Origin of the sequence: Agromyces mediolanus (assembly GCF_044917495.1) — a bacterium.
In the GTDB taxonomy this organism is placed as follows: domain Bacteria; phylum Actinomycetota; class Actinomycetes; order Actinomycetales; family Microbacteriaceae; genus Agromyces; species Agromyces mediolanus_B.
The window spans coordinates 316059-340912 of the sequence record NZ_JAVSSI010000003.1 but is presented as its reverse complement, the minus strand read 5'-3'; the positions used below and the strand labels follow the sequence as shown (position 1 = coordinate 340912).

The window sequence follows — 24854 nt, the reverse complement described above, 5'->3', positions numbered from 1 at the left end:
GATGCGGCGCGGGTGGAGTCGGGTCGTGGCGGACACGACCCGGGCGAGTTCCTAGTGCCGCTCGAAGACGAGCTCGCCGCGGGCGAAGGTCCGGTCCACCTGGACGGCGTGGAGGTCCGCGTCGGCGACCTCGCGCAGATCGGTGTCGAGGAGCACGAGGTCGGCGAGGAGGCCGGGCTCGAGTCGACCGCGCAGTCCGTCCTGACGGACCGCGTACGCCGCGCCGCTCGTGGCGGCGCGGAGCGCGCTGTCGCGCGAAAGCGCCTCAGCCGGGAGGAACGGCTCGGTGGAGTCGCCCGGATAACTCCGGTTCACCGCGACGTGCATCCAGTCGAACGGGTTCGGCGTCGTCACCGGCCAGTCCGAGCCGAAGGCGAGCGGCACCCCGGCGAGCTCGAGCGAGCGGAACGCGTAGTGGTGGCCGTGCAGCGACGGGTCGAGGAAGGGCAACGTCAGCTCGACCATCTGGGCGTCGGCCTGCGCCCAGTACGGCTGGACGTTCGCGATGACGCCGGCATCCGCCATCCGCGCGATGAGCCCTGGGTTCAGCAGCTGCAGGTGGGCGAGCTGGTGGCGGCGATCGCGCGCGGGCGACAGCGCCTGCGCCGCCTCGACCATCGCGAGGAACTCATCCGTCGCCCGATCGCCGATCACATGGGCGTGCAGGTCGAAGCCGGCCCGGTGCAGCTCGGCGACCACCGGTGCGAGTTCCGCGGGGTCGAAGAAGGTGATCCCGCGGTTCGGTTCGGCGTTCCCGCTGCCCGTGGGATCGAGGTACGGGACCGAGACGGCGCCGGTCAGCGTCTCGCAGACGCCGTCGTACATGATCTTCACGCCGCTCGCGCGGAAACGCTCCTCGTCCGCGAAGGCGGCGCGGCGTTCGACGAGCTCCTCGACGGCGTCCGCGGGGTTCGTGCGGGGCAGCCAGAGGTTGCCCGTCACCTGGCCGCGCAGCGCGCCGGAGTCGATCGCCCGGCGGTAGCTGCGCTCGACGTCGGTCGTCGGCACGAAGTCGCCGACGATCGCCTCCTGCCAGCCGGTGATGCCGAGCGAGAAGAAGCGCTCCTGGCCGGCGAGCAGGCCGGCGAAGCGGGTCTCCTCGTCGAGCGGTGGGATGAGCTCGGCGACGAGGAGCATCGCCCCCTCGTGCAGGAGGCCGTTGGGCGCCCCCGCGGCGTCGCGCTCGATGCGTCCGCCATCCGGGTCCGGCGTGGCCCGCGCGATCCCGGCCCGGCGCAGCGCTGCGGAGTTGACCCAGGCGCTGTGACCGTCCTTGTTCGAGAGGTACGCGGGGCGAGCGCCGGTGAGCCGATCGAGCTCCGCGAGCATGGCACCGGTGTCGGCGAAGTGATCGAGCGACCATCCGCGACCCACGATCCAGTCCGCGTCGGGCGTCCGACGGCAGTAGGCGTCGATGAGTTCGAGCGCGTGCGCCCGCGACCGGCTCGACGAGAGGTCGCACCGGGCCAGCTCGATACCGGACTCGACGAGGTGCACGTGCGCATCGGTGAATCCGGGCAGGAGGCTTCGACCGGCCGCGTCGAGCACCTCACCGCGAGACGGTGCGAGTTCCGACATCGGCACGATCTCGGTGATGCGCTCCCCGGAGATCCTGACGGCGTGGCGCCGTGCGCCGCCGTCGAGGAGCGGGAGCGTGCAGTCGGCGATCGTGAGCTGGGCGGTCATCAGCGGGTCCCTCCCGGGGTCGTCATTCGGAGCCGACCAGTGCGCGCGCCGCGCTCGAGGCCGAACCGCCTCGGGCGAGCACGGCGGCGGCCAGCGCGAGCAGTGCGAGCGTCGCGATCAGCATCACGGCGGCCATCGCCGCGAGTTCCGGGCGCAGCCCCGAGCGCAGCGAGCTCAGCACGTACACCGGCCAGGGCGTGTTCCCCGTGGTCTGCACGAACGCCGAGATGATCGTGTTGTCGAGGCTCAGCGTGAAGGCCATCAGCGCGCCGGCGCCGATCGCCGGAGCGAGCTGGGGGAGCAGGATCTGCCGGAAGCTGTTCCAGCGCGTGGCGTAGAGGTCCTCCGCGGCTTCGGAGAGCGCCGGGTCCAGGCCACGAACCCGGCCCCGGACGAGGAACGACACGACCGCGGTCGCGAAGAGGGAGTGCCCGATCGCGAGGCGCAGGATGCCGTCGTTCAGCAGCGTGATGCCCCAGTCGACGCTCAACGAGGTCAGCCACGGCATCAGCGAGACCGCCTGGACGATCTCCGGGGTGACCAGCACGAGCGCGAGCACTCCGATGATCACGGACACGATCGTCCCCGTCCGCACGCCGATGGCCACGCCGAGGGTCGATCCGAGCAGGGTCGCGAAGAGCGTCGCGACGACGCTGGACCGGAGCGAGACGCCCACCGCGTGCAGGATCTCGGGGGAGTTGAACGCCGTCTGGTAGGCGTTCAGCCCGAAGCCCTCCCAGGCGCCGAGCAGGCGTCCGGAGTTGAACGAGTACACGAGGATGACGAGGAGCGGGGCGAAGAGGAAGACGAGCACCAGGATCCCGAAGAGCCGGAGCGACAGCTCCGTGGCGCGGTCGCGCCGTGCGCGCGTCATGCGGACACCTCCGATGCGGTCCGTTCGGTCGAGCGGCGGACGTCGCGCTCGATGGGAAGGCGTCGGCGCGCTCGGAGGATCGCGCCGCAGGCGATGCCGACGGCCCCCACGAGCACGACGCTGAGCAGGGTGATCAGAATGAGCGTCACCGACATCGCCGAGCCGAGCGCCCAGTTCTGCCCCTGCTGGAACTGCCCGGCGATCATCTGACCGACCATGTTGCCCTTGGCGCCGCCGAGCACCTGTGCGGTGATGTAGTCGCCCATGAGCGGGATGAACACGAGCACCACTCCGCCCACGATCCCGGGGGCCGCGAGCGGCAGGGTGACCTGCCGGAACGTGCCCCAGCGCCCGGCGCCGAGGTCCTTGCTCGCCTCGCGCAGCGCCGGGGTGAGCCGCTCCATGGCGACGAAGATCGGCAGGATCATGAGCGGCAGGTAGTTGTAGACCACGCCGAGCTGCACCGCGCCCTTGGTGTAGAGCATCGAGAACGCGGCGTCGACGAGGCCCAGTTGCCGGAGCAGCACGGTCACCGGGCCCTCCGGCGCGAGCAGGATCTGCCAGCCGAGCGTGCGGATGAGGAAGTTGGTCCAGTACGGCACGAGCACGAGCGCGAGGACGACGTAGCGCCACCGCGGCGTGACCTTCACCGCGAGCCAGTAGGAGAAGGGCACGGCGATCAGCAGGCAGATGACCGTGCCGATCACCGCGATCTGCAGGGTGTTCGCGAAGGTCAGTAGGAAGGCCCCGCTCAGCGCCTCGCCGTAGCGGTCGAGCGAGAGCACGGAGTTGTCGTGCGTCCCGTACAGTCCGGGCTTCTGCCCGAAGCTGTACCACACGACCACCACGATCGGGACGATGAAGAAGAGCAGCATCCAGATCCCGCCCGGCACCGCGAGCAGCGCGGAGGCCCCGCGCCGCTCGCGTCCGGTGTTCCGAGTTCTCGCCATCCGGCTCATGCTCCCGCGCGCGCCTTCATCTCGGCCACGATCTGCATGCGCGTCTCCTGCGCGGCGTTGATCTGACCGGTGTACATGCGCTGCTTCTCCTCCTCGGACGGGAAGATCATCCCGAGGAGCGGCGCGTCCTCGGCGGCGAGCTGGCTCTCCGCCGCGCCGATCCCGGTGCCGTAGCCGACGTACTCGGTGTTGCGCACGGCCTGCTCGAGGCCGAGCGAGTAGTCGATGAACTCGTAGGCCGCGTCGATGTTCTGCGCACCCTTCACGATCGCCCAGTTGTCGGTCCAGAGGTTGGTGTCGGGCGTGGGCAGGACCCACTTCCAGCGATCGGGCTCGGAGCTCGCCATGATGCCGCGCCGGGCCTCGCCGTTCCAGGTGTGCACGAGGGCCTGCGATCCCTGGGGGATGGCGCCGCTTCCGGGCGCGGAGTCGAAGGCCGAGATGTGCTGGGCGAGCTCGTCGACGAGGAAGGTGCGGATCTTCTCCAGCTCTCCCTTGTCCTGGGTGCTCTGGTCCCACCCGCGCGCGAAGCACAGGATGGCGCAGATCTCGCCCGGGTCGTCCGCGAGCGAGGTGCGACCGCTGGCCTCGTTCTTCGCCGCGTCGATGAAGTCGTCCCACGAGACGAGCTCGCGCGTGATGACGCGGGTGTCGTAGGCGAATCCGGTGGTGCCCCAGTACTTCGGCACGGTGTACGTGTTGTCGGGGTCCCACGCCTGGCCGAGGAACGCCGCGTCGATGTTCCCGAGGTTCTTCAGTCTGCTCAGGTCGAGCTTCTCGAGCAGGTCGTTCTCGGCCATCTGCGGCACGAAGACGCCGGTCGGGATCACGATGTCGTAGCCGCTCGTCCCGCGAGCGGCGACGAGCTTCGCGATCATCTCCTCGTTCGAGGAGTAGGAGTCGATCGCGACGCCGGATGCGAAGCCCTTCACGTTCTCGGGGGCGTCGTAGCCGGACCACGAGTAGACGCGCATCGTGCCCGAGCCGCCGCCGGAGCCGGATCCACCGCTGCCGGCATCGCCCGGGGCGCACGCGGCGAGGGCGAGGGTCGCGCCAGCACCGACGACGCCACCGAGGAAGAGTCGGCGTGTGATCTCACCCTCACGGGAGCGGGGGACGAGGATCCGGGGGATGCGCTGATCGGTCATGTGTGTGCTCTCCTTCGAGTTCGGACGGCGGGTGCCGGTTCAGGCGGCGAGTGCCGCGGGGAAGACCGCGACGTGGTCGGGGGTCCAGTCGGCGACGACCCGGTCGCCGACGCCGAAGCGCCGGGGTTCCGAGACGCGGGCGGACCGAGTGAGGAGCGTGCGGCCCGAGGTGGTGCGGACCACGTACTGGCGGGAGTCGCCGAGCGTGTTGACCGCTTCGACGACGCCGGCGCAGGCGTTCACCGGCACCTCGCCGAGCTCGGGGCGGAGCGAGATCGCCTCCGGTCGGATCGCGACGGTGCCCTGGAACCCGGCGGCGGGCGCCGTCTCCGGCAGGAATCGCACGCCGTCGCCGTCGACGAGCAGCCCGCGCTCGGCGCGCACGTCGTCGAAGAAGTTCTGCTGCCCGACGAAGCCCGCGACGAAGCGCGTGGCGGGACGCTCGTACACGAGCTCGGGCTCGTCGAGCTGTTCGATGCGGCCGCCGTTCATGATCGCCACCCGGTCGCTCATGGCGAGGGCCTCGCCCTGGTCGTGGGTGACGAACAGGAAGGTCGTCCGCAGCCGGGTCTGGATGAGTCGCAGCTCGATCTGGACCTCTTCCCGCAGCTGTCGGTCGAGTGCGGCGAGCGGCTCGTCGAGGAGCAGCACCCGCGGGCGGTTGACGAGGGCGCGTGCGAGCGCGACCCGCTGCTGCTGCCCGCCCGACAGCTCGGCCGGCTTCCGGTCGGCGAAGCGCTCGAGGCGCACCAGCTGCAGCGTCTCGGTGACGCGCTCGGCGATCTCGGCCCGGGGCACTCGCCGCTGGCGCAGCCCGTAGGCGACGTTCCCCGCGACGGTGAGATGCGGGAAGAGCGCGTACGACTGGAACACCGTGTTGACCTCGCGCTTGTTCGCGGGCAGTTCGGCGATGTCGACGCCGTCGAGCACGATGCGTCCCGCGTCGGGCTGTTCGAAGCCCGCGATCATCCGGAGCGTGGTGGTCTTCCCGCAGCCGGAGGGCCCGAGGAGCGAGACGAACTCCCCGGGGCGCAGGACGAGGTCGAGCGAATCCACGACCGGGGTCCCGCCGAACCGCTTCGTGACGCCTCGGAGTTCGAGGGTCGAGCCGCTCGTCGGTTCCATGCTCATCGCGTTCTCCTGTTGACCTCGTTGAAACTCAGGCCCTGCTGAACGCTCTGGGGGATCGATCAGGCCGGGACTTCCGATTATGTTTATATGTAGGTCATATTTCAAATCGAACGGAAACGGGTCGGACATTACTTTGCACGGGACTCTCCGAGATAATCGGGGGATGGATGCAGCGTCGCCCGGGTCATCAGCCCTCCACGAGCGAGTGATCGAGACCCTCGGCGCCGAGATCGTCTCCGGACGCCTCGCGGCAGGCGAACGCATCCTCACCACCGACGTCGCGGAGCGCTTCAACGCGTCCCGCTCCGCGCTCCGCGAGGTCGTGCGCGTCCTGGAGTCGATGGGGCTCGTCGAAGTGCGACGCCGGGCCGGGGTCGAGATCCTGCCGCGCGAGCGCTGGAACCCCTACGACCCGCGACTCATCCGGTGGCGCCTCGCGGGCCCGGAGCGGCTCGACGTCCTGCACGCGCTCAGCCAGCTGCGCAGCGGCGTCGAACCGCTCGCCGCCGGACTCGCCGCCGAGCATGCGACGGCCGAGCAGCGATCCGCGATCTTCGCCGCGGTGGCCGGGATGGCCGAGCAGTCCCGCGAAGCGGACGAGGCGCCCTATCTCGACCACGACCTCGCCTTCCACGCCGCTGTCCTGGATGCCTCGGGGAATCACTTCCTCGCCGCCCTCGGGCCGGTCATCGGCGAGGTCCTCCGCGGCCGCACGCACTACGACCTGATGCCGCACGAGGCGAACCCCACCGCGCTCCGACTGCACCAGGAGGTCGCGTTCGCCATCGCCGAGGGTCGCGCCGACGAAGCATCCCGAGCCATGGCGGCCATCGTGACCGAGGCCTCCCACGCGGTGCAGAACGTCGTCGCGGACGTGCGTCCGCGGACGGACGCGCGATGACCGCCGAGCTCACCCCCGAACTCGAGGAGGCGATCCGCCTGGGCTACGAGCGCCGGGACCGGGCGGACATGGCCCCGACGATCCGGTACTTCGCCGAGCTCCTCGCCGCCCACCCGGACCACCCGGTGCTCGTCTACGAGCTGGCGGGCGCCTACGACACGGCGGGCGAGGAAGCGGTCGCGCGCGAACACTACGAACGGGCGCTCGACCTCGGCCTCGAGGGCGATGTGCTCCGTCGCTGTCTCTGCCAGTACGGCAGCACGCTGCGCTGGCTCGGCGAGCTCGACGCGTCGCGCGACGTCCTCGATCGCGCGCGTCGGGAGTTCCCGGACTCCGACGCGGTGCGGATCTTCTCGGCGCTGACCCGGCTCGAGGCGTCCGATGCGGACGGCGCGGTCGGCGAACTCCTCGAGGTGATCACCGGGCACGCCGAGGCCACCGACCTCGGGCGGTGGGCCGTCGGTCTCCGTGGCCTCGCAGGCTGGCTGGCGGCGGGGCGACCCGCCGACTAGCTGCGGCCCCGGCCGGGCGGACTAGGCGAGCGAGAGGAAGAGCTTCTCGACCTCGTCGAGGCTGAGCTTCGCGCCGCCCTCAGCGCCCGAGGCCCGGCCCGTCGCACCCTCGATCTCGTCCGCTTCGCTCAGGCAGTCCTGCATCGCGTGCGAGATGATCAGGAAGCCCGCCCGGTCGAGGGCGCCCACGACGGCCGAGAGCCGCTGCACGACCTCACGGCAGTCGGCGCCCGACTCGACCGCTTCGATGACCCCGGCGAGCTGCCCCTGTGCGCGCTTCAGGCGGTTCGCGACCAGGCGGTCAGCGGGCTGCGGTGCGCTGGGCGAGTGCGTGTTCGTCATCGTGCCTCCATCGTCTCGGGTGCCGCGACGGCCGCGGCGCTGCCGGCGGACCAGGTGCGGTACCCGCCGTCGAGGTTCCTCGCATCGACGCCGTGCTGCATCAGGAGGCGCGCGGCCGTGTGGCCGCGTTGGCCGACCTGGCAGTACACGATCACCGGCGCGTCCGGGAGCTCCTCGAGTCGTTCGCGGATCTCGTCGAGCGGGATGCCGAGCGCACCGGGAATGGCGCCCGCCTCGCGCTCGGCGTCGCTGCGCACGTCGACGACCGTCGCCCCGTCGCGCTGCAGCGCTCCGAGCTCGTGCCACTGCACGGTCGTCGTGGTGCCGGTGCGGAGGTTGTCGGCGACGTACCCGAGCTGATTGATCGGGTCCTTCGCCTGTCCGTACTGCGGCGCGTACGCGAGTTCGAGTCGCGCGAGTCGCGATGCGGTGATCCCGCCCGCCATGGCGACCGCGAGGACGTCGATGCGCTTGTCGACCCCTGCGCCGCCGACCGCCTGCGCGCCGAGGATGGCATCGTCGGCGGGATCGATGAGGAGCTTCAGGGCCATCCGCTCGGCTCCGGGGAAGTAGCCGGCGTGCGAGGTCGGGTGGGTGTGCACGACGCGGAACGCCCGACCGGCCCGACGCAGCCGCCGTTCGGACCAGCCGACGCTCGCGGCGGAGAGCCCGAAGACGCGAACGATGGCGGTGCCGAGTGCGGGGGAGTTCCCCTCCTCGCGGCCGGCGATGACATCGGCGGCCGTGCGGCCGTGCCGGTTCGCGAGCCCGGCCATCGCGACGAGCGTCTCGGCGCCGTCGGGCCCGAGCTTCTCGACGCCGTCGCCCACCGCGTACACCCGCGGGTCGCTCGTGCGGTTCGCCTCGTCGACGGCGATGCCGCCGTTCGCGCCGAGCCGAAGACCGGCCGCCCGGGCGAGGGAGGTGTTGGGCGCCGCCCCGCTCGCGTTCACGATGAGATCGGGACGCACGGTGAGCCCGTCGCTCAGGAGCACCTCGCCGTCCGCGACGGAGCGGATCTCGGTCGAGGTGCGCAGCTCGACGCCGTTCGCGCGGAGTTCGTCCTCCACGAGCACCGCCAGCTCGGGATCGAGCGTGCCGAGCACGTGCGCGCCGCGATGCACGAGCGTCGTCGCGACGCCGCGGCGCACCAGGTTCTCCGTGGCCTCGAGCCCGATGTACCCGCCGCCGACGACGAGGGCGGTCTTGCCTGCATCGCCGGCGAGGAGCGCGGAGATCGCGTCGACGTCGTCGACCGTGCGGAGCGTGTGCACCGGAACCCCGTCGGCGTCGATCGGGTGCGCCGTCGCACCGACGGCGAGGATCAGCACGTCGTAGTCGAGCTCGACGAGCGAGTCGCTGCGGTGGTCGACGACCTCGACTCGGCGCTCATCGAGATCGAGCGCGAGCACCTCGTGCCGGGTGCGGACGTCGAGCCGGAACCGGGCGGCGAGCGACTCCGGCGTGTGCAGGAGCAATTCGGCGCGGTCGGCGATCTCGCCGCCGACGTAGTACGGCAGGCCGCAGTTCGCGTAGGAGACGTAGTCGCCCTGTTCGAGCACGACGATCTCGGCCGCTTCATCGAGCCGCCTGAGTCTCGTCGCCGCGGACATTCCACCCGCGACGCCGCCGATCACGATCACCCGCACGATGCTGCTCCTCTCGTGCGGCGCAGGTGCGCCGCAGTTCCGTTGTGTACAGTGTAGGCCATACCCCGGGGGTATCCGGGACGGAACAGAGGAGTGCGTATGTGTTCACCGGTCACCTGCAGGCGGTGCGGGAAGACGACCTGGTCGGGATGCGGCCAGCATGTCGCCGAGGTGAAGCGCCGGGTCCCCGCCGGTCAGTGGTGCGACGGTGCGCACGAGCCCGCCGAGTCGGGCGGCGGATTCTTCGCGAAGCTCTTCGGCCGCGGCTGAACTCCCGGAAAGGCCGGAGGCCCGACGAACGTGGTCGTCGGGCCTCCGGTGTGGAGCGGTTCGGGTCGCTCGCTCAGGGGCACGCCCAGTAGCCGACGCCGTCGTACACGATCCACTCCAGCGTCTCCGCGGGGCAGGGTCCGCAGTTGCTGTTGTCCGGTCGTGGCGACGTCGGCTGGGGTGCAGCCTCAGCAGGCGCCGGAGCGGCCGCGGGTGCGGCCTCCTCGGCGGAGCCACCCGACCACGAGCCCTCGTCGTCTGACCAGGAGGTGTCGTCGGCCTCCTCGTAGACGACCTCGGCCTCGGCCTCGGCTGCGGCAGCGGCTTCCGCCGCAGCAGCGTCGGCCGCGGCCTTCGCTGCCGCAGCATCAGCTGCAGCCTTCGCCGCGGCAGCGGCGCGAGCCGCTTCGAGACGGGCGTCGTGATCGGCTTGTGCGCTCGCACGGTACCCGGAGACATCCGTCCCCGGGTTGTCGCCGAAGCCCGCCGCGTGCACCGCGACCGCTGGCGCGGCCGCAGGCTGGGCGGCTTGGGCCGCGATGCCGGGCACGAGTGCACCGGCGAGGATGAACAGGGCGACGACAGTGGGTTTCATACCGCGTGTCCTTCCGTGCATGCACAGCCTCACAGCGGTCGCCGTGAGGCGAACGGTGACTGATCCGAGGGTTGGACACCTGCATTCTCCGACCGAACGGTCGATGAACACGGGCGTCCGCGCCTCAGGCATGCGCGGTACGACGTCAGCTTCGAGCGGGTACTCTCAGCCTCTCGCCCCCGAACGAGTTCCCATCTGCTTTCGATTCTGGCCGAAGGCGCGGGCCCGGCGATACCCCTGTACGTAGCCAGTTCAGGGGGCACGAGGGGGTCTTCGTCTTGACCGGGCATCGCAGCCGACCCCAGAATGGGGGACGTATCGCTGATCGGACCGGAGGCAACGATGACCGAGACCGCTCCCACGTCTGCCCTTCCCGATCCGCTCGGCACGGGCGTTCCCGCACCGGCTCAGGGCCCCGTTCCCGACCGTCCCGCGGCACCGCCGTCCGCCGGCAGGTGGAGCCGGGACCTGCGGTTCATGCTCGTCGTGCTGGCCGCGATCGTGGCGCTGTTCCTGGCGTTCGCGCTCCTCGTCGCCTTCGCCCCGAACGGCGCCGCCATCAGCGCGCTCGCGATCATCGCGGCGCCGATCGCGACGATGGTCGCCGCATACTACGGCATCTCCCTGGCGCTGAAGCAGGTCGCGGACGCCCGGGAGGCCGCCGAGACGGCCGACGCGCGGGCACGAGCGGCCGAAACCAGCGCGCGCGAGTCCGACGCCTGGGCCGCGCAGATGGAGTCCGGCCTGCGGGTCGCGGTGGCGAAGCTCCGGGATGCCGGGCGCGACACGAGCGACGTCGAGCGCGCCGCGGGCACGCCGGCCGAGTTCTTCTGAGCCCCGCCCGCGCGCCCGCGCTCCGCTACACCGCGGCGATGAGCGAGATCGGGTGCTCGATGCACCCGGCGACGAAGGTGAGCAGCGCCGCAGCCTCGGCGCCGTCGCAGACCCGGTGGTCGAAGCTCAGGGTGAGCTCCGTGACCGTCCGCGGGACGACGGCGCCGCCGACCACCCAGGGTCGCTCGATCAGGCGACCGACCCCGAGCATCGCCGCCTCCGGATGGTTGATGATCGCAGCCGAGCCGTCGACGCCGAGCGCGCCGTAGTTGTTGAGTGTGAACGTGCCCCCGCGGAGCTGGGCCCTGCCGGCCGCGACCTCGTCCGGCAGGGCGGAGATCGCATCCCGGAGCCCGCGGAGCCCGAGCGTGTCGGCGTTCGCGACGACGGGGACGAGCAGTCCGCGCGGACTCTGCGTCGCGATGCCGAGATGCACCGCCCCGTGCTGCACGATCTCCTCGCGCTCCGCGTCGAAGCTCGAGTTGAGCAGCGGGTGCCGGCGGAGACCCGCGACCACGAACGACGCAAGCAGGGCGCTCAGGCCGAACCGTTCGCCGGTCGCCGCGAGGAGCTCGCGGCGGGCCTCGACGAGACGCGAGGCGTCGACGTCGAGCCACACCGTGGCGTCGGGGATCTCGCGTCGGGAACGAGTGAACTGCGCGGCTGCGGCACGACGCATCCGATCGAGCGGGATGCGCTGGTCGACGGCCCGTCCGGGAGCCGCTGCCGAGTCGAGCGGAGCGGATGCCGGAACGGGCCGCTCCGACGCCGCACCGCTGGTCGCCGCGCCGTCGGACTTCGAGGCCCGGCGCGCCTGCAGCGCGGCGTAGTCCTCGACGTCGCGCCGGAGCACGAGGCGATCCGGGCCGCTGCCCTCGAGCCGGCTCGCATCGAAGCCGTTCTGGCGGGCGAGGCGACGCACGATCGGCGACACGACGGGGGAGCGCCGGCTCGGGTCGAGCGCGGGCGGCGACGTCGTGCCCGCCCGCGCAGCGCCGCGCCGGCCGAATCGCGCCGGGGCATCCGCCGCTCGCACCGTCGCTTCGCTCGCCATCGTCCCGTAGCCCACGAGCACCGCGCCGGACCCCGCCTCCTCGGCCGTCACCTCGGCGTCGGCGCCGATCACCGCCGGGCGCGCCGACGTGGCGACCGCGTCGGTCTCCGCACCGCTCGACTCCAGGCTCAGCAGCACGGCACCCTCGTGAAGGACTTCCCCGACCTCGCCGCCGAGCCGCTCGACGACACCCGCGTACGGGCACGGCAGCTGGACGACGGACTTCGCCGATTCGAGCTCGACGACGGGTTGATCGATCGCCACGGTGTCGCCCGGCGCGACGAGCCAGGCGACGATCTCCGCCTCGGTGAGGCCCTCGCCGAGGTCGGGCAGCAGGAAGTCGCGGCTCATGCGAGGTCCCAGTCCCAGCCGGCGAGCGCGTGCAGCACCCGATCGACCGTCGGCAGATGGAAGGCTTCGAGCTTCGGCGAGGGGTACGGGATGTCGAAGCCGGCGATGCGGAGCACCGGCTCGGCGAGCCAGTGGAAGTTCCGCTCGGTCACCCGGGCCGCGACCTCGGCGCCGTAGCCGCCGAACTGGGCCGCCTCGTGGATCACTGCGGCGCGCGAGGTCTTCCGCACGGAACGGCTCACGGTCTCGTCGTCGAAGGGGGAGAGGCTCCGCAGATCGACCACCTCGATCTCGAGCCCCTCCGCCGCGGCCGCCGTCGCGGCGTCCAGCGCCGTCTTCACCGTGGGGCCGTAGGCGAGCAGAGTGACGTCTGCGCCCTCGCGGAGCACGAGCGCGCGGTCCATCGGCGCGGTGGTCACCGGGAGCGCGAGTTCGGCGCGCGCCCAGTACCGGCTCTTCGGCTCCATGAAGATGACCGGGTCGTCGCTCGCGATCGCCTCGCGCAGCATCGAGTAGGCGTCGGCGGGGTTCGACGGGGTCACCACGGTGAGCCCCGGCGTCGCGGTCCAGTACGCCTCCGAGGAGTCGGAGTGGTGCTCCACCCCGCCGATCGCGCCGGCGCACGGGATGCGGATGACCATCGGCAATGTGAGCCGGCCCTTCGTGCGGTTCCGCATCTTCGCGACGTGCGAGACGATCTGCTCGAATGCCGGGTAGCTGAACGCGTCGAACTGCATCTCGACGACCGGGCGCATGCCGTACATCGCCATCCCGACGGCCGTGCCGACGATGCCGGACTCGGCGAGCGGCGAGTCCCAGATCCGTTCCTCGCCGAACGCCGCCTGCAGGCCGTCGGTCACGCGGAAGACCCCGCCGAGCGGGCCGACGTCCTCGCCGTAGACGACGACGCGGTCGTCCTCCGCCATCGCGTCGCGGAGCGCCCGGTTCAGTGCCGCGGCCATCGTCACCGGGCCGGCGACGGCGCCGGTGTCCGCGTCGGACTCGACCTCGGCGAGCGCGCTCACTGTGCCGCTCCGGCGGCCTCGAGCTCCGCGGCGAGGCGCTCGCGCTGCTCGGCGAGCTGCGTGCGGGGCGTGCCGTACACGTGCTCGAACAGTTCCATGGGCGCCGGTTCGGCCTCGATCGACATCGCCGCCCGGGTGCGGGCCGCGAGCGCCTCCGCCGCGTCGGTGATCTCGCCGCGCAGCTCCTCGCCGAGGGCGCCCTCCGAGACGAGGTACTTCTCGAGCCGCTCGATCGGGTCCCGGCGCTTCCAGTGCTCGACCTCGCGCTGCTCGCGGTACCTCGTCGGGTCGTCGGAGTTCGTGTGCGACTCCACACGGTAGGTGACGCCCTCGATGAACGTCGGCCCGAGGCCCGCGCGGGCCCGCTCGACGGCGGCGCGGGTGACGGCGTACACCGCCGCCACATCGTTCCCGTCGACGTGATAGCCGGGCATCCCGTAGCCGACGGCCTTGTCGGCGAGCGTCCGGGCGCGGGTCTGCCGCGAGAGCGGCACGCTGATGGCGTACTGGTTGTTCTGCACCAGGAAGACGGTCGGCGTCTGCCAGACCGCGGCGAAGTTGAACGCCTCGTGCGCGTCGCCCTCGCTCGTCGCGCCGTCGCCGAGGAAGGCGAGCGCGGCGATGGGGTCGCGCCGGAGCCGGGCGGCGTGCCCGAGCCCGACGGCGTGGAGCGCCTGCGTCGCGAGCGGGGTCGCCTGGGCCGCGGTGCGGTGCGCCCGCTGGTCGTAGCCGTTGTGCCAGTCGCCGCGGAAGGACACGAGGATCTCGGCGGGGTCGATGCCACGGGTGAGCAGGGTGATGCTCTCCCGGTACGTCGGGAAGAGCCAGTCGGCGGCGTCGAGGGCGGAGACCGCGCCGATCTCGCACGCCTCCTGGCCGAGCGCGGAGGGGTAGGTGGCGAGCCGGCCCTGCCTGGTGAGCGCGGTGACCTGCACGTCGAATCGGCGGGCGATCACCATGCGGCGGTAGAGCTCCACGAGCGTCGCGAGCTCGGGGAGGGCGAACCCGCCCGTGTCGCGGCCGGTCACGGCGTGGCCGGCGTTGTCCAGCAGCCGGAGCGGTTTCTCCGGGGGGAGCGTGCGGGTGGGCGGCAGCTCGACGTTGAGGCTCATGACGCCATCGTGGAACACCGTGGCGGCGCGTCGGCGCCGTGTCGCGCAAGCGTGAACGTTCGGCACTCGGCCGGCCGAAGACGGGACGATCGTCCGCCGCGGAGGAGCTCAGCTGCGCCAGATGTCCAGCGACTGCGCGGGCGGTCTGCCCTCGATCTCAGCGAGGATGAGGTGCGAACGGGTCGACACGACGCCCGGCATGTCGTGGATGTCGCGGAGGATCGCCTGGCTCAACTGCTCGTGGTCGGGCGCGCTCACGGTGAGGATGATGTCGATGTCGCCCGAGACCGCCTGCACCTTCTCGACGAAGGGGAGGGTCGCGAGCTGGTCGACGATCTGCTCCCAGGGGACGTCGCCGACGCGGACGACGACGAGCGCCGAGATCTCGAGCCCGATCGCCTTCCGATCGATCTGCGCGCCGAACCCGCTGATGACGCCGCGGCGCTGCAGCGCCTGCAGCCGGTTGTGGGCGGCCGTGCGCGAGACGTGGACCCGCTCGGCGAGGGTGCGGACCGAGAGCCGGCCGTCCCGGCTGAGTTCGGCGACGATCCTCCGATCGATGTCGTCGAGCGGCTCGCGATGCGACTGGTGCGTGGTCATGGCTCCTGCCGGGGTCTTCTTCGTCCTCGAGGCTCAGCGTACCCCGGTGACCCGCTCGGCGCGCCGCAGCGACTGCCGCAGCGGCAGCTCCAGGACGGTGCGGGGGAGCAGGCGGCGGACGATCGCCACGACCCGGAGCCAGCCGTCCCCGGCGCGGAGCACCCGGGGGTCCGACGAAAGCCCGTAGCCGGTCCGGATCGCCGCGGGCAGCAGCGCGACGGTCACGAGGCGCACGGGCGGCAGGAGCAGACGCAGCGGCCCCGGGAGCACGCGGGCCTCGAACAGCGCGCGGGCCACGGCCCGGGCGTCGTCGCCGACCTCGAGCCCGGCGACGCGCGCGGTCCACCAGGCGTCGAACTCCGCCCGGGTCTCCGGCCAGCCGGCGCTCGTCGCCTGGAGCTGCCCGCCGAGCGCGCCCAGGCGGCGGACGAGCACGTCGGCCTCCGCGGGCGGCAGCGGACCCGCGAGCCGTTCGTGGAGCTCGAGGGTCACGGCCGCGATCGTCGCGGCGACCCAGCGCGGCGCGTCCGGATCGAAGGCGCTGTACCGGGTCCCGTCCGGCGCGCTGCGTCCGTGCACGGGCCGGTGCCGCTCATCGACGCGCCGCGCCATCCGCTCGGCGAGCTCCGGGCTGCCGAAGCCGATCGTGTAGAGGTAGTCGAGCGTCCCGAGCAGCCGGTCGAACGGGCGGTCCGCGAAGTCGCTGTGCCGGGCCACGCCGGCCGCGACCCGCGGATCGGCGAGCTGGAGCAGGATCGCGGCGGCCCCGCCGACGAGCAGGCTCGCGTCCGCCGCGTGCCTGCGGAACACTTCGGTCTCGTCCTGCGCCACCGCTTCAGTGTGCCGTGGGATGCTCGATGCTTCCTGACGCTCGGCCCGGCCGGCGCTCAATACCAGTTGACCGCCTCGGAATGCGCCCACGCCCCGCACGGCGCCCCGTACCGATCGGAGATGTAGGCGAGTCCCCATTCGATCTGCGTCGCCGCGTTCGTGCGCCAGTCGGCGCCGGCGGTCGCCATCTTGCTCCCCGGGAGGGATTGGGGAATGCCGTAGGCGCCGCTCGAGGTGTTGTAGGCGTCCGCCCGCCAGCTCGACTCCCGGGTCCACAGCAGCACCAGGCACTGGTACTGGCCGTCGCCCCAGCCGTATCGGGCCACGGCCTGGCGGGCGTAGGCCTTCGCACCGTCCGGATCGACGACGACGCCGGGCGGCGGCGCGGGGGTCATCCCGCCGTTCGCCTCCGTCTCGGCGGCGGCGCGCGCGTCCGCCTCGCGTTGCGCGTCCACCCCGATCTGGTAGCGGCGCTCGAGTTCCACGGAGCGGTCGCGGAGGCTCGCGAGCTGCGCGTACAGGGTATCGAGGGTCGCCTGCTGCGCCGCGAGATCGGCTTCCGCCTTCTCGTGCGCCGCCTCAGCGGCATCCGCCCGGCTCCGGGCCTCGTCCGCGAGCCGGGTGCGCTCGGTCTCCGCGACGTCCGCCTGCGCGCTGAGGGCCTCCGCGTCGGCCTTCGCCGAGACGGCGGCCGCAGCGATGCCGGAGGAGAGGTCGGCGAGCCGTTCGGTGCGCGAGAGCGCCATCAACGTGCGGCTCGGATCGGCACCCGCGCGCGGGTGGGCGCTCTCGCTCAGCAGCGTCAGCAGCGCATTCGTCGAGCCGGAGCGCGCGAGCAGGGACGCGGTCCGGCCGAACTGGGCTCCGGCCGCCTCGGCGTCGGCGTTCGCAGCGCTCGCCGACGCCGCCAGGTCCCCGGCGTGCGCGGTGGCCTGCGTGAGCGCGGCGTCGGCCGCGGCGGACTCGGCGGCCGCGGCGACCGCCGCATCACCCAGGCGTCCGGACTCGGCCTGGAGCGAGGAGACCAGCGAGGCGATCCGGTCGGACTCCGCCTCCCGGGTCGAGACGTCGGACTTCGCCGCCTCGACCTCGTCCCAGCTCGGGTAGTCGGCGGCGGTCGCGGCGGAGGGCGCGGCGACGGCGAGGACGCCCCCGAGCACGAGAGCGGCGCAGATCGCCGCGCCGCGATGGGACGTGCGGCGAAGACGCATCAGGAACCACCTCCGCGGTCGTCGGCCCGGCGAGTCTACCCGCGGGCTCCCGCGCGGCGGCGTGGACACGCCCCGTAGACTCGATGGCCATGCAGCGAACGCGCGCGGGCCTCCTCGCTCTCCTGGCCGTCGCGACCCTCGCGGTCTCGGCCTGCGGGGCCGCGCCGGCGGCGTCGCCGAGCGCCGAGCCGATGCCCTCCTCGCCGAGCCCGACGACACCGCCCCCGCCGCCGACCGCCGCCGAGTGGGCCGCGGACCGGATCTCCGCGATGTCGCTCGAGGAGAAGGCCGCGTCCCTGCTGATGCTCCACGCACCCGGTATCGAGGCCGCTCCGCTCCGGGCGCTCGCCGAGCAGGGCATCGGCGGGTTGATCCTCATGGGCGACAACATCCCGGACGACCCGGCGGCGCTCGCGGCGCTCACCGCCGCCGTGCAGCCCGATCCCGAGGCGCGCACCCTCATCGCGGTCGACGAGGAGGGCGGCGACGTGCAGCGGCTGCCGTGGGACCCGGCGCCCGGAGCGTCCGAGCTGCGCGACGGTCCGGCCGCCCCGGTCACCGCGGCGTTCGCTCAGCGCGGCGACGTGCTCGCCGCGGCCGGCATCGACGTGAACTTCGGCATCGTCGCGGATGTCACGGACGACCCGGACTCGTTCATCTTCGACCGGGTCCTCGGCACGGATGCCGCGTCGGCGGCGCCGCTCGTCGCGGCCGCCGTCTCCGGCGAGCACGGACGGGCGGCCTCCACGCTGAAGCACTTCCCGGGGCACGGGCAGGCGCCGGGGGATTCGCACGAGAGCCTCCCGACGAGCCCGCTCGACCTCGCCCAGTGGCGTTCGATCGCGGCGCCGCCGTTCCAGGCCGGCATCGACGCCGGCGCCGAGCTCGTGATGACCGGGCATCTGGTGTTCCCCGCGGTCGACGCCGCGCCGGCCTCGCTGTCGACCGAGTGGCACCGGATCCTCCGCGAGGAGCTGGGCTTCTCCGGCATCGTCGTCACCGACGACATGCTGATGCTGCAGCACAACGGGCTCGCCGACTACCAGGACCCGAACGAGAACGCCGTGCGCGCCGTCGCCTCCGGGTCCGACCTGCTCCTCTACGTGCTGCCCGCCGATCCGGCGGAGTTCGGCATCTCCGTCGACGGGCTCGCCACCGCGATCGCCGACGCGGTCCGCGCCGGGCGGATCCCCGAGGCGCGGCTGGACGAGGCCGCGCTGCACGTCCTGACGCTCCGCCGCGCGCTCGTCGAGGGCTGACCCGCGCCGCGGACGCCCGAACAGCCGCGGACGCTTGAGCAGGGGAGTTCCGAGAAATTTCGTATGCATTGGAATACATCTCGGGATTCCATGCGTTGTCATCGAAGCGGGCCGACCCGGCCCCGACGAATCGACATCGGAGACCACCCTCATGACGACGACCGCACCCACCATCGAGATCCCCGGCTACCGCGCCGGCACCTGGACCATCGACCCCGCCCACAGCGAGGTCGGCTTCCAGATCCGCCACCTCATGATCAGCAAGGTGAAGGGCAAGTTCGAGCGCTTCGACGCGACCTTCGTGACCGCCGAGAACCCGCTCGACTCGAGCGTGACCGCTTCGGCCGAGGTCGCCTCCGTCTCGACCAACGAGCCGAACCGCGACGCGCACCTGCGCACCGGCGACTTCTTCGAGGCCGAGACCTACCCCACGATCGACTTCGTCTCGACCGGCGTCCGCGTCGAGGGAGGCGACTTCAAGGTCGACGGCGACCTCACCATCCGCGGCATCACGAAGCCCGTCACCTTCGACTTCGACTTCGGCGGCTTCGGCGGCGACCCCTACGGCAACTACAAGGCCGGCGCCACGGCGAAGGCCGTCATCAACCGCGAGGACTTCGGCCTCCACTACAACGCCGCGCTCGAGACCGGCGGCGTGCTCCTCGGCGACCAGGTGACGATCACCCTGGAGCTCCAGGCGCAGCTCGCGCAGTAGTCGCGACGAGACGAGGAGGGCCGGGCGCTGCGATCGCCCGGCCCTCCTCGCGTCTCCGCACGTCTCCTGACGCCCCGCGCCGGAGGCCGCCGGATCAGCTCGCCCGGTCCAACTCGGCGAGCTCCAGCGACCAGAACGACGCCCAGCGCTCGAACGCTGGCCGGAACTCGTCGAGCGCGGGCATCGCGTCGAACGCTGTGACCTCGATGCCGACGGCGCCCCGGCGCGGCGGCCGGCGCTTCCAGGTGCCGACCACCTCGCCGTCGGCGATGAGGAGCGGCAGGAACAGGCCGTTCTTGCCCGGCACGACCCGGAGCGCGTCCGCCTCCGTGCAGAACGCCGAACGGTCGCCGTAGCCGAGGAAGTACTCGTCGAACGGCGCGAGCACCTGACGCCCGGCCGGCGCGTCCGGCACCGGAGCCGCGTCGGCGGCGACGAAGCGCTCCCCATCGAACGCCGTCACCGTGTCGCCCGCGGCGGCGACGCCGGTGCGCGCCTGCGCCATCGTGAGGCCGCCCCACCACGCGAAGTCCCGCACCGACACCGGGCCGTGGCCGCGGGCGTAACCGAGGAAGAAGCGCGCGAGCGCCTCCTCGTCGTCGAGAGCCGACCCGGGTGCCGCAGGCGACCACTCGTCGAGCAGCGCGAACCGCTGCCGTGCGCGGGTCTCGATCGGCCCGCAGCAGAGCAGCCCCTCGTTCGCGAGGCGCCAGAGCAGATGGTAGCCGCGCTGCCCCTCGATCGGGATGCCGGCCCGCTCCCACGCCGCCTGCAGCTCCTCGCGGGTCGCGGAGCGGCCACCCTCGAGCTCGGCGACCGCGACGGTCCGGGCGCGCGCCGCGACCTCGTCGTCGATGCCCTCCCGCCGGTGGATCGTCGCCGCGCGCTGCAGCACGCGCTCGGCGGTGAGCTGCAGGATCGGTCGGAACAGCTGCGGCGCCACGAAGTGGAGGGTGCCGCGCATCGGCCACGAGCGGAGCAGCTGCCCGGCATCGATCGCGGCGTCGATCGCCTCCTCGTCGCTGCCGGGCACACGAGCGCCGAGCACCCATTTCGCGGCCGCGAGGTCCTGCGCCTGCACGCAGACGAGCCGATCGATCGCCGCAGCCGGCGAGGGGAAGCCCTCGTCGAGCCCCTGCGCGGCGAGCCGCGACGCCCGAACGGCCCTGGTCGCGGCATCCGCCGCCGGAGGAGTCGTCATACGCCGAGTCTGCTCGACCCCGCCGACGCCGCCCTGGCGACGCCCCGGCCGCGGGCGCGATAGACTGGGAGGCTGTGCCGCTCGGCACAGCACCCCCACCACCTCCAGGAGGCCCCGCCGTGCTCGCCGTCACCGATCTCGAGATCCGCGTCGGCGCCCGGCTGCTGATGGAGGACGTCTCGTTCCGCGTCAGCCCCGGCGACAAGATCGGCCTCGTCGGCCGCAACGGCGCCGGCAAGACGACGCTGACGAAGACCCTCGCGGGGGAGACCCTGCCGACGGGCGGCCGCATCGACCGTTCCGGAGAGATCGGCTACCTTCCGCAGGACCCGCGCTCCGGCGACCCGGAGATGCTCGCGCGCACCCGCATCCTCGACGCCCGCGGTCTCGGCACCCTCGTGCTCGGCATGCGCGAGGCCTCCGAGCAGATGGGGTCCGACGACCCCGCCGTCGCCGAGAAGGCGATGAAGCGGTACGGCACGCTGACCGACCGGTTCACGGCGCTCGGCGGCTACGCCGCGGAGGCCGAGGCGGCATCGATCGCCTCGAACCTGAACCTGCCCGACCGCATCCTCGACCAGCCGCTGAAGACGCTCTCGGGCGGTCAGCGCCGCCGCATCGAGCTCGCCCGCATCCTCTTCTCCGACGCCGAGACGATGATCCTCGACGAGCCGACGAACCACCTCGACGCCGACTCGGTGGTCTGGCTCCGCGAGTTCCTGAAGAACTACCGCGGCGGCGTGATCGTCATCAGCCACGACGTCGAGCTCGTCGGCGAGGTCGTGAACCGCGTCTTCTACCTCGACGCGAACCGCTCGATCATCGACGTCTACAACATGGGCTGGAAGCACTACCTGCGCCAGCGCGCCGCCGACGAGGAGCGCCGCAAGAAGGAGCGCGCCAACGCCGAGAAGAAGGCCGACGCGCTGCGCCTGCAGGCGGCGAAGTTCGGGGCGAAGGCCTCGAAGGCGGCGGCCGCGCACCAGATGGTCGCGCGCGCCGACAAGCTCCTCGCCGGGCTCGAGGAGGTGCGCGCGGTCGACCGCGTCGCGAAGCTGCGGTTCCCGACCCCCGCCGCGTGCGGACGGACGCCGCTCCAGGCCTCCGACCTCTCGAAGAGCTACGGATCGCTCGAGATCTTCACCGCCGTCGACCTCGCGATCGACCGCGGCTCGAAGGTCGTCATCATCGGCCTGAACGGCGCGGGCAAGACGACGCTGCTGCGCATCCTCGCCGGCGTCGACCAGCCCGACACCGGACAGCTCGAGCCCGGGCACGGCCTGCGCATCGGCTACTTCGCGCAGGAGCACGAGACCATCGAGGTCAAGCGCACCGTGCTCGAGAACATGGTGTCCGCCTCGCCCGCGCTCACCGAGACCGAGGCGCGCAAGGTGCTCGGCTCGTTCCTCTTCACGGGCGACGACGTGCACAAGCCCGCCGGGGTGCTCTCCGGCGGCGAGAAGACGCGTCTCGCGCTGGCGATGATCGTCGTCTCGGGGGCGAACGTGCTGCTCCTCGACGAGCCGACGAACAACCTCGACCCCGCGAGCCGCGAGGAGATCCTCGACGCGCTCGCGCACTTCGAGGGCGCCGTCGTGCTCGTCTCGCACGATCCGGGAGCCGTCGAGGCGCTGAACCCCGAGCGGGTGCTGATCCTGCCGGACGGCGTCGAGGACCACTGGAGCGCCGAGTACCAGGAGCTCATCGAGCTCGCCTGAGCCCGGTCGGCGCGGGTCGGCGCCGGCGCGCCGCTCAGCGCCGGTCGAGGATCTCGTCCTCCGCGTCCGCGTCGTGGTCCCGCTTCGCGGGCTCCTTCCGACGCGGCGCCCGGTGCTGGGTTCTGGCGGCTCCGGCCGCGGCATCCGTCGGCACGCCCTCGTCGAGGCCGGCCTCCTCGCGCGCCTTCCGCTCCTGGTTGGCCGCCCAGCCGAGCCCGATGAAGGCGAGCAGCGCGAAGACGTACCACTGCAGGGCGTAGGACAGGTGCGGGCCCTCGTCACGCTCCGGGCGGGGCGCGGCGAGCGGCGGTTCGGCGGCGTCCGCGCCGTCCTGGACGAGGATGCCGTACGCCCCCGTGTAGCTCGGTGCGCCCACGCGATCGGCGAGCTCCTCGAGGTCGATCGTCGCGAACTCGCGCCCGGTGGACGTGCGTCCGGCGATCCGGCCCTCGCCGGCCTTCAGCCGGGCGGTCACCTCGACCTCGCCGCTCGGCGGCGGCGGGACTTCGCTCGGCCGGCCGTCGGAGTTCTGCGCGACCCAGCCGCGGTCGATCATGAACACGTCGCCGTTGTCGAGGCGGAAGGGTGTCACGACCTCGAAGCCGGTGGTGCCCGAGAACGGCCGGTTCCGCACGACGACCTCGTCGTCGACGAGGTACTCGCCGCGCAGTTCGACGACCTGCCAGCGCTGATCGACGTCGAACGCGTCGAGCTCGGGCAGCGCGTCCGCGAGCGGGATCGGCTGCGCGTCGTAGTTGGCGTCGATCCTGGCGACCTCGGCGAGGGCCTCCGCCCGTCGGTTCAATTGCCAGGTGCCGAGCGCGGAGCAGACGATCGCGAAGACGATCACCAGCGCGAGATACCCGGCCCAGCGCGGGGCGATCAGGAAGCGCCAGCGGCTCATTCGTCTCCTCCGGGGTCGGCGGTCGGCGCGGCGAACCTGCTCACGGCGACGGGGAAGCTGCGGGCTTCGACGAAGCCGCGCAGGTAGTCGACGTGGGCGTCGCAGGCGAGCCAGATCTTGGTGCGGCCGTCGGTGTGGATGCGCGGGTTGCTCCACTCGACGCGCCACTGGGCGGGCGCATTGCAGCCGGCCCGCGAGCAGATCGCCTCGGCGGGACCGCCGCCCAGACCGCCGATCATGCCACGCCTCCGCGGGGCGAGTCGGGGCCGCCGTCGCCCCGGTCCTCGCCACCGGGCTGAGCGCCACCCTCGGTGCCGCCGCCGTGCGCGCCACCCTCGGCGCGGCCGTCGGCGGCGTCGTACCGCGTCGGCGCGGCGGGGAGCGCACGATCGGGGGAGACGATCTGCCCCGCGCGGCCCGAGCCCTGCGCGTTCGCGAGCACCACCGCGACGTACGGCAGGAAGATCGCCCCGGCGGCGAAGACGACGAGCCACCAGCCCTGCGCGAAGAGCATCGCGAAGATGCACCCCACGCGGATCGTCATCGCGATCGTGTACTTGAGCATGCGCGCGCGCCGCTCCTGATCGGGGGAGGGCGGCAGCGACGTGATCGACTGCTGCTTCATGGTGATCGCCGGGCTCTGACGGCGCTCCTCCCGTCAAGCCTACGTCCGTCGCGGCCGTGCGGATGCCGGGAATGGACGACGTTCTATGCTGGGACGGGCCTCGGGCGAGGCCCGCCATCTTTTCCGACTCGAATGGAGCCGACATGACGACGAGCCGCACCGTGCTGGTGACCGGGGGAAACCGGGGGATCGGGTACGCGATCGCCGAGGAGTTCCTCGCCCAGGGCCACCGGGTGGCCGTCACCGCGCGCTCGGGCGAGGGCCCGGCCGGCTCGCTCACGGTCCGTGCCGACGTCACCGACTCCGCGTCGGTCGACCGCGCGTTCGCCGAGATCGAGGCCGAGCTCGGCCCGGTCGAGGTCGTCGTCGCGAACGCGGGCATCACCCGCGACACGCTCCTCATGCGCATGAGCGACGAGGACTTCGAGCAGGTCGTGGACACGAACCTGGGCGGCGCGTTCCGCGTCGTGAAGCGCGCCTCGAAGGGGATGCTCAAGGCCCGCTACGGCCGCATCGTGCTCATCTCGAGCGTCGTCGGCCTCTACGGCTCCGCCGGCCAGGTGAACTACTCCGCCTCGAAGGCCGGCCTCGTCGGCATCGCCCGCTCCCTGACCCGGGAGCTCGGCGCCCGCGGCATCACCGCGAACGTCGTCGCCCCAGGCTTCATCGAGACGGACATGACCGACGCGCTGCCGGAGGCGCAGCAGGCCGAGTACAAGAAGAACATCCCCGCGGGCCGCTTCGCCGTGCCGAGCGAGGTCGCGAAGGTCGTCGCGTGGGTCGCCTCCGACGACGCCGCCTACATCTCCGGCGCGGTCATCCCCGTCGACGGCGGCCTCGGCATGGGGCACTAGGCGCGACGACCATGGTCGATCTCCCGACCCGCTTGGATGTCTCGGGTGCCGAGTTCGTCCGCATCGACGCGCCCGAGCCGATCGCGTGCTGGACCGCGAGCATCGAGCCCGCAGGAGACGGTCGGCTGCGTTCGGTGAGCGTCATCATGGATCCCGTCGCCCGACCGGGGGAGGACGTACTGCAGCTCGCGGGCGTCGTCGTCGCCCGCTTCGAGGAGCTCGCCGGCGCCGCCGCCGAGTACCTGCAGCAGCGGCTCCGCGAGGTGGAGTACGGCTTGAGCGGAGCGGAGCTCCTCGAGCTGCAGAGCGCCGAGCCGCCGTTCGGCGAGCCCGAAGCAGCGCTCTGGTCCGACGGGAGCTGGATGCTGCGCTTCACGGAGTCGCGTCTGGCGCTGGCGGATCCCTACGGCATCGGGGTGCTCTTCGAGGGGACCAGCCCGTGCGCGGTCGAAGACTTCTCGGACGTGGACCCGGCCTGATACCGGCGCCGGAA

General features: G+C 72.3%; 26 protein-coding genes. 8 read left to right on the top strand and 18 right to left on the bottom strand.

Annotated features, from left to right (window positions below):
• Positions 1–51: 51 nt before the first annotated feature.
• The 5 genes from ROT00_RS06960 to ROT00_RS06940 are packed head-to-tail and all read right to left on the bottom strand — an operon-like array spanning position 52 to position 5798.
• Positions 52–1686: an amidohydrolase gene (locus ROT00_RS06960; RefSeq protein WP_404773444.1), complete on the bottom strand. Its 1635-nt coding sequence runs from the start codon at positions 1684–1686 to the stop codon at positions 52–54.
• A gap of 22 nt (positions 1687–1708) precedes the next feature.
• Positions 1709–2560: an ABC transporter permease gene (locus tag ROT00_RS06955; protein WP_404773442.1), complete on the bottom strand. Its 852-nt coding sequence runs from the start codon at positions 2558–2560 to the stop codon at positions 1709–1711.
• Complete coding sequence (locus tag ROT00_RS06950) at positions 2557–3510, bottom strand: ABC transporter permease (RefSeq protein ID WP_404773440.1); 954 nt, start codon at positions 3508–3510, stop codon at positions 2557–2559. Before ROT00_RS06950 ends, ROT00_RS06955 begins: the two co-directional genes overlap by 4 nt.
• Positions 3511–3515: 5 nt before the next feature.
• Complete coding sequence (locus ROT00_RS06945; RefSeq protein ID WP_404773438.1) at positions 3516–4667, bottom strand: polyamine ABC transporter substrate-binding protein; 1152 nt, start codon at positions 4665–4667, stop codon at positions 3516–3518.
• 39 nt (positions 4668–4706) lie between these two features.
• Positions 4707–5798, bottom strand: a complete 1092-nt coding sequence (locus ROT00_RS06940; RefSeq protein ID WP_404773436.1) for an ABC transporter ATP-binding protein — start codon at positions 5796–5798, stop codon at positions 4707–4709.
• Positions 5799–5961: 163 nt separating this feature from the next.
• Here ROT00_RS06940 and ROT00_RS06935 point away from each other — a divergent pair, with 163 nt between their 5' ends.
• A complete protein-coding gene (locus tag ROT00_RS06935; protein WP_404773434.1) occupies positions 5962–6699 on the top strand; it encodes a FadR/GntR family transcriptional regulator in 738 nt (245 codons plus the stop codon).
• A complete protein-coding gene (locus ROT00_RS06930; RefSeq protein ID WP_404773432.1) occupies positions 6696–7211 on the top strand; it encodes a tetratricopeptide repeat protein in 516 nt (171 codons plus the stop codon). The genes ROT00_RS06935 and ROT00_RS06930 overlap by 4 nt, the downstream gene beginning before the upstream one ends.
• 21 nt (positions 7212–7232) lie before the next feature.
• On the opposite strand, the gene ROT00_RS06925 is transcribed toward ROT00_RS06930, so the two are convergent.
• From ROT00_RS06925 to ROT00_RS06915, 3 genes are all read right to left on the bottom strand, one after another.
• Positions 7233–7553, bottom strand: a complete 321-nt coding sequence (locus tag ROT00_RS06925; protein ID WP_404773430.1) for a metal-sensitive transcriptional regulator — start codon at positions 7551–7553, stop codon at positions 7233–7235.
• Complete coding sequence (locus ROT00_RS06920) at positions 7550–9202, bottom strand: FAD-dependent oxidoreductase (RefSeq protein WP_404773428.1); 1653 nt, start codon at positions 9200–9202, stop codon at positions 7550–7552. The genes ROT00_RS06925 and ROT00_RS06920 overlap by 4 nt, the downstream gene beginning before the upstream one ends.
• A gap of 343 nt (positions 9203–9545) precedes the next feature.
• Complete coding sequence (locus ROT00_RS06915; RefSeq protein ID WP_404773426.1) at positions 9546–10067, bottom strand: hypothetical protein; 522 nt, start codon at positions 10065–10067, stop codon at positions 9546–9548.
• A gap of 342 nt (positions 10068–10409) precedes the next feature.
• On the opposite strand from ROT00_RS06915, the gene ROT00_RS06910 reads away from it, so the two are divergent.
• On the top strand, positions 10410–10901 hold the full coding sequence (locus ROT00_RS06910; RefSeq protein WP_404773425.1) for a hypothetical protein: 492 nt from the start codon (positions 10410–10412) through the stop codon (positions 10899–10901).
• 25 nt (positions 10902–10926) lie between these two features.
• On the opposite strand, the gene ROT00_RS06905 is transcribed toward ROT00_RS06910, so the two are convergent.
• The 6 genes from ROT00_RS06905 to ROT00_RS06880 all read right to left on the bottom strand — a co-directional run bounded on the left by ROT00_RS06905 (position 10927) and on the right by ROT00_RS06880 (position 17085).
• Positions 10927–12306, bottom strand: a complete 1380-nt coding sequence (locus tag ROT00_RS06905; RefSeq protein ID WP_404773424.1) for a dihydrolipoamide acetyltransferase family protein — start codon at positions 12304–12306, stop codon at positions 10927–10929.
• Positions 12303–13268, bottom strand: coding sequence for an alpha-ketoacid dehydrogenase subunit beta (locus tag ROT00_RS06900; RefSeq protein WP_404773509.1), 966 nt, complete (start codon positions 13266–13268; stop codon positions 12303–12305). Before ROT00_RS06900 ends, ROT00_RS06905 begins: the two co-directional genes overlap by 4 nt.
• Positions 13269–13327: 59 nt before the next feature.
• Entirely contained in the window at positions 13328–14443 is a 1116-nt protein-coding gene (gene pdhA / locus ROT00_RS06895) for a pyruvate dehydrogenase (acetyl-transferring) E1 component subunit alpha (RefSeq protein WP_404773422.1), read from the bottom strand.
• Positions 14444–14551: 108 nt separating this feature from the next.
• On the bottom strand, positions 14552–15043 hold the full coding sequence (locus ROT00_RS06890; RefSeq protein ID WP_404773420.1) for an Lrp/AsnC family transcriptional regulator: 492 nt from the start codon (positions 15041–15043) through the stop codon (positions 14552–14554).
• 33 nt (positions 15044–15076) lie between these two features.
• Entirely contained in the window at positions 15077–15874 is a 798-nt protein-coding gene (locus tag ROT00_RS06885; RefSeq protein WP_404773419.1) for an oxygenase MpaB family protein, read from the bottom strand.
• A 56-nt stretch (positions 15875–15930) separates the two neighbouring features.
• Entirely contained in the window at positions 15931–17085 is a 1155-nt protein-coding gene (locus ROT00_RS06880) for an aggregation-promoting factor C-terminal-like domain-containing protein (RefSeq protein WP_404773418.1), read from the bottom strand.
• An 89-nt stretch (positions 17086–17174) separates the two neighbouring features.
• On the opposite strand from ROT00_RS06880, the gene ROT00_RS06875 reads away from it, so the two are divergent.
• Together ROT00_RS06875 and ROT00_RS06870 are read left to right on the top strand one after the other, a co-directional pair.
• Positions 17175–18344, top strand: a complete 1170-nt coding sequence (locus tag ROT00_RS06875; RefSeq protein WP_404773416.1) for a glycoside hydrolase family 3 N-terminal domain-containing protein — start codon at positions 17175–17177, stop codon at positions 18342–18344.
• A 151-nt stretch (positions 18345–18495) separates the two neighbouring features.
• Positions 18496–19059: a YceI family protein gene (locus ROT00_RS06870; RefSeq protein WP_404773415.1), complete on the top strand. Its 564-nt coding sequence runs from the start codon at positions 18496–18498 to the stop codon at positions 19057–19059.
• 94 nt (positions 19060–19153) lie between these two features.
• On the opposite strand, the gene ROT00_RS06865 is transcribed toward ROT00_RS06870, so the two are convergent.
• Positions 19154–20260 (bottom strand): winged helix DNA-binding domain-containing protein, encoded by a 1107-nt coding sequence (locus tag ROT00_RS06865; protein ID WP_404773413.1) that lies wholly within the window; start codon positions 20258–20260, stop codon positions 19154–19156.
• Between the two features lie 119 nt (positions 20261–20379).
• Here ROT00_RS06865 and ROT00_RS06860 point away from each other — a divergent pair, with 119 nt between their 5' ends.
• The gene (locus ROT00_RS06860; protein ID WP_404773411.1) at positions 20380–21978 is read left to right on the top strand and encodes an ABC-F family ATP-binding cassette domain-containing protein; all 1599 of its coding nucleotides are present in this window, start codon (positions 20380–20382) and stop codon (positions 21976–21978) included.
• A 34-nt stretch (positions 21979–22012) separates the two neighbouring features.
• Here the strand turns inward: ROT00_RS06860 and ROT00_RS06855 are convergent, their stop codons facing one another.
• Genes ROT00_RS06855 through ROT00_RS06845 form a run of 3 tightly spaced genes read right to left on the bottom strand, consistent with a single transcriptional unit; the run spans position 22013 to position 23507 of the window.
• Positions 22013–22882, bottom strand: a complete 870-nt coding sequence (locus ROT00_RS06855; protein ID WP_404773410.1) for an SURF1 family cytochrome oxidase biogenesis protein — start codon at positions 22880–22882, stop codon at positions 22013–22015.
• Positions 22879–23121: a hypothetical protein gene (locus tag ROT00_RS06850; RefSeq protein WP_404773408.1), complete on the bottom strand. Its 243-nt coding sequence runs from the start codon at positions 23119–23121 to the stop codon at positions 22879–22881. The genes ROT00_RS06855 and ROT00_RS06850 overlap by 4 nt, the downstream gene beginning before the upstream one ends.
• Positions 23118–23507, bottom strand: coding sequence for a DUF3099 domain-containing protein (locus ROT00_RS06845; protein WP_404773407.1), 390 nt, complete (start codon positions 23505–23507; stop codon positions 23118–23120). The genes ROT00_RS06850 and ROT00_RS06845 overlap by 4 nt, the downstream gene beginning before the upstream one ends.
• A 143-nt stretch (positions 23508–23650) precedes the next feature.
• Between ROT00_RS06845 and ROT00_RS06840 the strand changes: the two genes are divergently transcribed.
• Together ROT00_RS06840 and ROT00_RS06835 are read left to right on the top strand one after the other, a co-directional pair.
• Positions 23651–24361 (top strand): beta-ketoacyl-ACP reductase, encoded by a 711-nt coding sequence (locus ROT00_RS06840; protein ID WP_404773405.1) that lies wholly within the window; start codon positions 23651–23653, stop codon positions 24359–24361.
• An 11-nt stretch (positions 24362–24372) separates the two neighbouring features.
• A complete protein-coding gene (locus ROT00_RS06835) occupies positions 24373–24840 on the top strand; it encodes a hypothetical protein (protein ID WP_404773404.1) in 468 nt (155 codons plus the stop codon).
• Positions 24841–24854 lie beyond the last annotated feature (14 nt).